Source organism: uncultured Candidatus Puniceispirillum sp. (assembly GCF_963979125.1).
Classification (GTDB): Bacteria; Pseudomonadota; Alphaproteobacteria; order Puniceispirillales; family Puniceispirillaceae; genus Puniceispirillum.
In genome coordinates this window covers 1-5,867 of sequence record NZ_CAXBVX010000114.1, presented here as the reverse complement: position 1 = coordinate 5,867, position 5,867 = coordinate 1, and the positions used below count along the sequence as shown (strand labels likewise).

Genomic DNA, 5,867 nt, shown 5'->3' with positions numbered 1-5,867 from the left:
TCTTTTAGCATAGGTGCCAAAGTCATGCGGCCAACGGCAGGCACATGACATGCCAACATTCTGTCCAGCCACGCATGGGCAGCTTTACCTGTGACACTATATTTGGCGAAACCCGATATATCCCCCAGACCGACAGAGTCACGAACCCCCCTTGCCTCGGCACCGATATATTCAAAATCGGTTGACCGGCGCCATGAAAATTCATCCTTTACCCCCTCGGGTGCGTACCATAACGGCACTTCCAACCCATAGGCGGCACCAAACTGGGCACCAGCAGCTTTTTGCCTGTCATATATGCTTGTCGTAAGCAAAGGACGGCCTGCTTCCAATTCTTCATTTGGATAACGGATAGAAAAACGCCGTGAATAATTTTCACGAACACGGGCATTCGTATAGGCCATATTCGTATAATCACCGAAACGGCTAACATCCATCGCCCAGACATCAAAATCGGGATCGCCATTTACAATCCAGTTAGCAAGTGCCAGCCCAACACCACCACCCTGACTAAATCCAGCCATAACAGCACAAGCAGCCCAGTAATTTGTCATGCCTTTTATGGGTCCAACAAGCGGATTACCATCGGGGGCAAAGGTGAAAGGGCCATTGATAATCTGTTTTATGCCAGCGCGCTCAAATGCTGGAAAATGCCGAAAGCCCACTTCCAATGATGGGGCTATCCGGTCAATATCAGGTTCGAGAAGTTGATGCCCAAATTCCCAGGGTGTTTCGCGTTCTGACCATGGCACACAAGCTTTTTCATAAGTTCCCATGAGCATACCGCCACGTTCCTGGCGCACATAAATTTCACCATCAAAATCAACAGCGTGAATAACTTCAGAGCCTGTTTTGGCATTTGCTTCGGCAACTTCTGGCATATCTTCAGTCAACAGATACATATGTTCCATGGCTAGCACGGGTAATTCCAGCCCAACCATACGGCCCACTTCACGTGCCCATAGGCCTGCCGCATTGACGATATGCTCGGCTTTGATCGCGCCTTTGTCAGTTATAACATTCCATGTGCCATCCGTGTCTTGTGACAGCGATTCAACCTTTGTATGGGTATAGAATTCAGCACCATTCTTGCGCGCAGATTTTGCATAGGCATGGGTGACACCATAAGGGTCAACATGTCCTTCAATTGGATCATACATAGCCCCAACAAACTGGCTTGGATCAATCAGCGGTAATAGTTCATGCGCGCGTTTAGGGGTGATGATCTCAAGATCATCCATACCAAGATATTTGCCTTTAGCATAAACCCCCTTTAGCCAGTCAAAACGTTCTTCGGTAGCAGCCAGCATGACACCACCAGTCATATGCATGGTAATATCCTGTCCAGACAGCTGTTCGATTTCTTGATATAATTCAATCGTATATTGCTGAAGCTTGGCAACATTTGGATCGCCATTGATCGTATGCATGCCGCCCGCCGCGTGCCATGTGGAACCAGACGTAAGTTCCGAACGTTCTAGCAGAACAACGTCACGGCATCCCAGCTTGGTCAGATGATACAGAACCGAAGCCCCAACGACACCACCACCAATGACAACAACTTTTGCTTGTGTTTTCATGTAAAATACAATTCCTGATTATTTGTTATTATATCATTTAAAAGTCTGTAGGCGCACCACCTTCAGCTTTACGTCGGTTAACAAAGGCCAGCAATTCTTCATGCCTGTCTTCAGCCATTGGCGGTGCCTGAAAATTGGAAATGATGTCTTTAAATAGTTTGTTGGCGCGTTCAGGCGTTTCGGTCGCGCCGGCTGCTTCCCATGCTTCAAAATTACGCCAATCGCTGACAAACGGTTCATGAAATGCGGTTTGATAGCGATCTTGCGTGTGCTGGATACCGAAATAATGTCCACTTGGTCCAACTTCCTTGATAGCATCAACAGCGATGGTATCTGTGTCTGTATCCAGTAAATCAGGTTCCATATAGCGTTGGATGAGTTGTAGCATTTCACAATCCATGATGAATTTTTCCGGACTTGCGATCAGGCCGCCTTCAAGCCAGCCAGCCGCGTGGTAAACCATGTTGGTTCCTGATTGTACTGCCGACCATAGTGAGTTTGAGGTTTCCCAGATTGACTGTCCGTCCGGTACATTCGCCGCACAAACGCCAGACGCACGCATCGGCATACCGTAATATCGTGCCATTTGACCTGTTATCTGGGTCGCACGCATATATTCTGCTGTACCAAAAGCTGGTGCCCCCGATTTCATATCCACATTCGAGGTAAATGTGCCAATGACACAGGGGCAACCTGGCTTTACATATTGAAACAAAGCAATGGCGGACAAGGCTTCGGCAATTGACAAGGTCACAGCCCCCGTCATGGTGACAGGTGCCATCGCGCCCGCCAAAGTAAAGGGTGTGACCACGACCGCCTGCCCCCGCCGGATCAGGCGCAACGACCCATCAATCATCGGGTGATCGTGTTTGAGAGGCGATGTTGAATTGATATTCGTGTACATATGCGGTTTAGATTGAAATTCGTCTTCACTAAGCCCCGCAGCAATTTTGACCATCTCCATGACATCTTCGATGCGCTCTTTTCCAAGCGCATAGGCATGAACGACTTTGTCAGTCAGCATTAGCTTGTCGTAAAGCACATCAAGATGTCGAATTGAGGCGTGAATATCGACTGGTTCAACCGGATAGCCACCGATAAAATGAATACAATTAAAATATTGGGACAGTTTGATTAAATTGGCGCATTGCTCCCTTGTACCTGGAACTTTTTGCCCAATATCAATGTCATAGTAATTTGGCGGTGAGGATACATTGCCAAAAAGGATATGATTTGCCCCAACGATGATTTCCCGATCCGAATTACGCGGCGTTATTGTGAAGTCGTTCGGTGCCTTGGCGACCATATCCATAACCCAGTCACGCCCCATCTTTACATTGGTACCGTCAACTTTGCATCCTGCCTGTTTGAATAGTTGCTGAGCCTCTTCGTTCAGAAATTCGATACCTATGTCTTCGAGGATATGCATAGCCCCATTATGGATAGCCATAACGCCATCTTCGGACAGGGGTTCGGTAGGATGATCCAGATTGACAGGCAGCCGCCATGGGCTTTGTTTGAGAACCACATCACCACGGCGAACAGCATTCGCCGCCCGTCCCCCAGAACGAAGCCGACGAGTAGATTTTATAGCTCCTGATTTTGTGGTTTTGGTTACTGTTGCATTTTTACCCATGATTGACTCTCACCAACTGGCAGGCATTCACTCAATCAAATAACTTGATAACCGTTTAGTGTATCTGTCAAATATTTACCGATCAAAAATGACTGTTAACTTCTGTTTTTTAGCCATTTCTGCAAAACCATCCTTCATGCGGTCGATATTGTTGTTTTGAACAGCCATCAGACACAACATTCAAGATACACTTTTCCGCTTTCTTTAAAGTGTAACTTTCAAGATAATCATGGCCAAATTACAAGAGCAGAGTTTATAAAGGCAATGCGATGATCGGATCTATCAAACTATGATAGTTTTAGGTCGCATATCGAGCCAGATATTAGGATTCAGTCTAAATGCCACATGATATTCATTTCTTTTTAGGTGGCGCGCGTTCTGGCAAATCCCACATTGCAGAAAATCTTGCCTTAGATAGCTATAAAGCAATCCCATCACATGATGCCCAGCTTTGTTATATTGCGACGGCGCAAGCCTTTGATGATGAGATGCAGGTACGTATCGACATACATAAGCAACGGCGTGGTGATGCGTGGAGACTTGTTGAAGCGCCCATCGATCTGGCTGACAAAATTGCCCTGTACGACAAGCCGCACACTGTCATGCTGGTTGATTGCCTGAGCGTATGGATGACGAATCTGCTGATCGGCGATCATGATATTGAGGCTGCAAGTGACAAGCTTTGCGATGGTCTGGAAAACAGCAAAGCCACTATCATTTGTGTGGCAAGCGAAACTGGATTAGGCATTGTTCCAGATAATGCATTGTCACGACGCTTCAGGGATGAAAGCGGATTGTTAAATCAGCGTGTCGCCGCGCTGGCAGATCATGTCTATTTTGTTACAGCAGGGCTGACATCAAAACTTAAACCTTGATATCAAACCTTTATTTATCACTTTTACCAATAAGAGACGTCTATGATTTTTACTTCAGTTACACATGTTATCGACATCATTAATCACTTGCCCGCCGCGAACGGTCAGGTCAAAAATCAGGCCTTAGCTCGACAAAGCCAGCTTACCAAGCCACCCGGATCGCTGGGCAAGTTGGAAACGGTGGCTGTTTGGATGGCAGGTTGGCAAGGTTTAGAAAAACCCCAAATAAACAATGGCCAATGTCTGGTTTTTGCCGGAAATCATGGTGTTGTTGCGCAAAATATTTCGCCTTATCCCGCAGATGTCACCGGGCAGATGGTAGCCAATTTTGCCGCCGGTGGTGCCGCTATAAACCAACTATGTGCCGAAGCTAATCTGACATTGACAGTGACCGATATTGAGCTTGATCGGCCAACAAATGATCTGTCACAAGGCGCCGCTATGAGCGAAGCTGAAGTTCTTGAAGCAATGAATATCGGCGCGGCTCAAATTGCCGAGGATTGTGATTTTATCGTCGTTGGCGAAATGGGCATCGGCAACACAACCGCCGCCGCCGCGCTTTGTATGGCACGTTTTGGTGGCGATGCCCCGCGTTGGGTAGGGCCCGGCACAGGGCTGGATCATGAAGGTGTTGCGCATAAAGCCAAAATTGTTGAGCAAGCGCTTAAAACACAAGGTGAAACCGATGCTAATCCGGTAGCCCTTCTGGCTGGTTTTGGTGGCCGCGAACTGGCCGCCATTGCGGGTGCTGTGCTGGCGGCACGAATGCGGTCGATACCCATGATGCTTGATGGATTTATCAGCACCGCCGCCGCCGCCGCATTGACCGCCGATGGCAAGCTTGATGCGCTGGATCATACGGTCATCTCGCATATGTCGGGTGAGCCGGGGCATTTGCGCTTGGCTGTTGCCTTGCGTAAGCAACCACTGATTGATCTGGGCATGCGGCTTGGCGAGGCTAGTGGCGGGGCTTTGGCGACATTGATTGTCCGCGCGGCACTGGCAACACATAATGGTATGGCAACTTTTGCCGAGGCCGGCGTTAGCGAGGGATAATGGCAAAGGATGCGCAAAAAAAATCCATAAGCAAACAGGATTTGATGCCTTTTTCGCTGTTGGGTGACTGCGCGTCAGCCTTTATTCTGCTTAGTCGTATTCCTGTATTCTGGTTTCGTTTCGAGACAGACAAAACGCCTGATTTCACGCGCTCTTTATGGGCATTTCCGCTAGTTGGCCTAGTTATAGGCGTGGGGGCTGGTTGTTTGTTATTGCCCCCTATTCGGGATTTTCTGCCCCCTGTGGGTGCATCTGTTCTGGCACTTGGCTTCATCGCCCTTGCCACTGGTGCATTGCATGAAGATGGTATGGCTGATGTCGCTGATGGTTTTGGAGGTGGGCAGACAGAAGCTGATAAAAGTAGGATCATGCATGATAGCCATATCGGTTCCTATGGCGTACTTGCCCTTGTTGTGGTCAGTCTGTTTCGTGTCACGCTGTTTTTTGCGGTTAGTACCATCATTAGTGATGGTTTGTTGCTGGTGCTGTTCATGGCAATTGCGCTGGCTGCCGCACGTGCACAGATTATTTACCAGCTATGTTTTTATCCAATCAGTCCGCATGCTAAACTCGGAGCCATACTTGGCAGGCCTGCCGCTATTGTCGTGTTCACGGGAACAACGTTATGGGCAATACCATTATTTTATCTATTTCCGATAATACCAGCTCTTGGCGCAACTTGCGGAAATAGATAAAATAATGGTATTGCCCATAACGTTGTTC

The 5,867-nt window shown here is 48.0% G+C and carries 5 protein-coding genes; 3 read left to right on the top strand and 2 right to left on the bottom strand.

The window, feature by feature from the left end:
• The coding region (locus ABNT28_RS09670) for an FAD-dependent oxidoreductase (RefSeq protein WP_348721478.1) at nt 1-1,577 on the bottom strand (1,577 nt) is incomplete at its 3' end.
• A gap of 37 nt (nt 1,578-1,614) precedes the next feature.
• Nucleotides 1,615-3,213 carry a trimethylamine methyltransferase family protein gene (locus tag ABNT28_RS09665; protein WP_332925137.1) on the bottom strand — a complete coding sequence of 533 codons (1,599 nt, stop codon included), beginning with the start codon at nt 3,211-3,213 and terminating at the stop codon, nt 1,615-1,617.
• A 338-nt stretch (nt 3,214-3,551) separates the two neighbouring features.
• Between ABNT28_RS09665 and cobU the strand changes: the two genes are divergently transcribed.
• The 3 genes from cobU to ABNT28_RS09650 are packed head-to-tail and all read left to right on the top strand — an operon-like array spanning nt 3,552 to nt 5,839.
• Complete coding sequence (cobU, locus tag ABNT28_RS09660; protein ID WP_332925138.1) at nt 3,552-4,088, top strand: bifunctional adenosylcobinamide kinase/adenosylcobinamide-phosphate guanylyltransferase; 537 nt, start codon at nt 3,552-3,554, stop codon at nt 4,086-4,088.
• A 42-nt stretch (nt 4,089-4,130) separates the two neighbouring features.
• Nucleotides 4,131-5,144: a nicotinate-nucleotide--dimethylbenzimidazole phosphoribosyltransferase gene (gene cobT, locus ABNT28_RS09655; protein ID WP_348721477.1), complete on the top strand. Its 1,014-nt coding sequence runs from the start codon at nt 4,131-4,133 to the stop codon at nt 5,142-5,144.
• Between the two features lie 44 nt (nt 5,145-5,188).
• A complete protein-coding gene (locus ABNT28_RS09650) occupies nt 5,189-5,839 on the top strand; it encodes an adenosylcobinamide-GDP ribazoletransferase (protein ID WP_348721476.1) in 651 nt (216 codons plus the stop codon).
• The last annotated feature ends 28 nt before the right edge of the window (nt 5,840-5,867 follow it).

What these genes read in the sequence shown, in the direction of transcription:
- ABNT28_RS09665 (WP_332925137.1), bottom strand. Translation starts at nt 3,213, where the DNA reads ATGGGTAAAAATGCAACAGTAACCAAAACCACAAAATCAGGAGCTATA.
- cobU (WP_332925138.1), top strand. Translation starts at nt 3,552, where the DNA reads ATGCCACATGATATTCATTTCTTTTTAGGTGGCGCGCGTTCTGGCAAA.
- cobT (WP_348721477.1), top strand. Translation starts at nt 4,131, where the DNA reads ATGATTTTTACTTCAGTTACACATGTTATCGACATCATTAATCACTTG.
- ABNT28_RS09650 (WP_348721476.1), top strand. Translation starts at nt 5,189, where the DNA reads ATGCCTTTTTCGCTGTTGGGTGACTGCGCGTCAGCCTTTATTCTGCTT.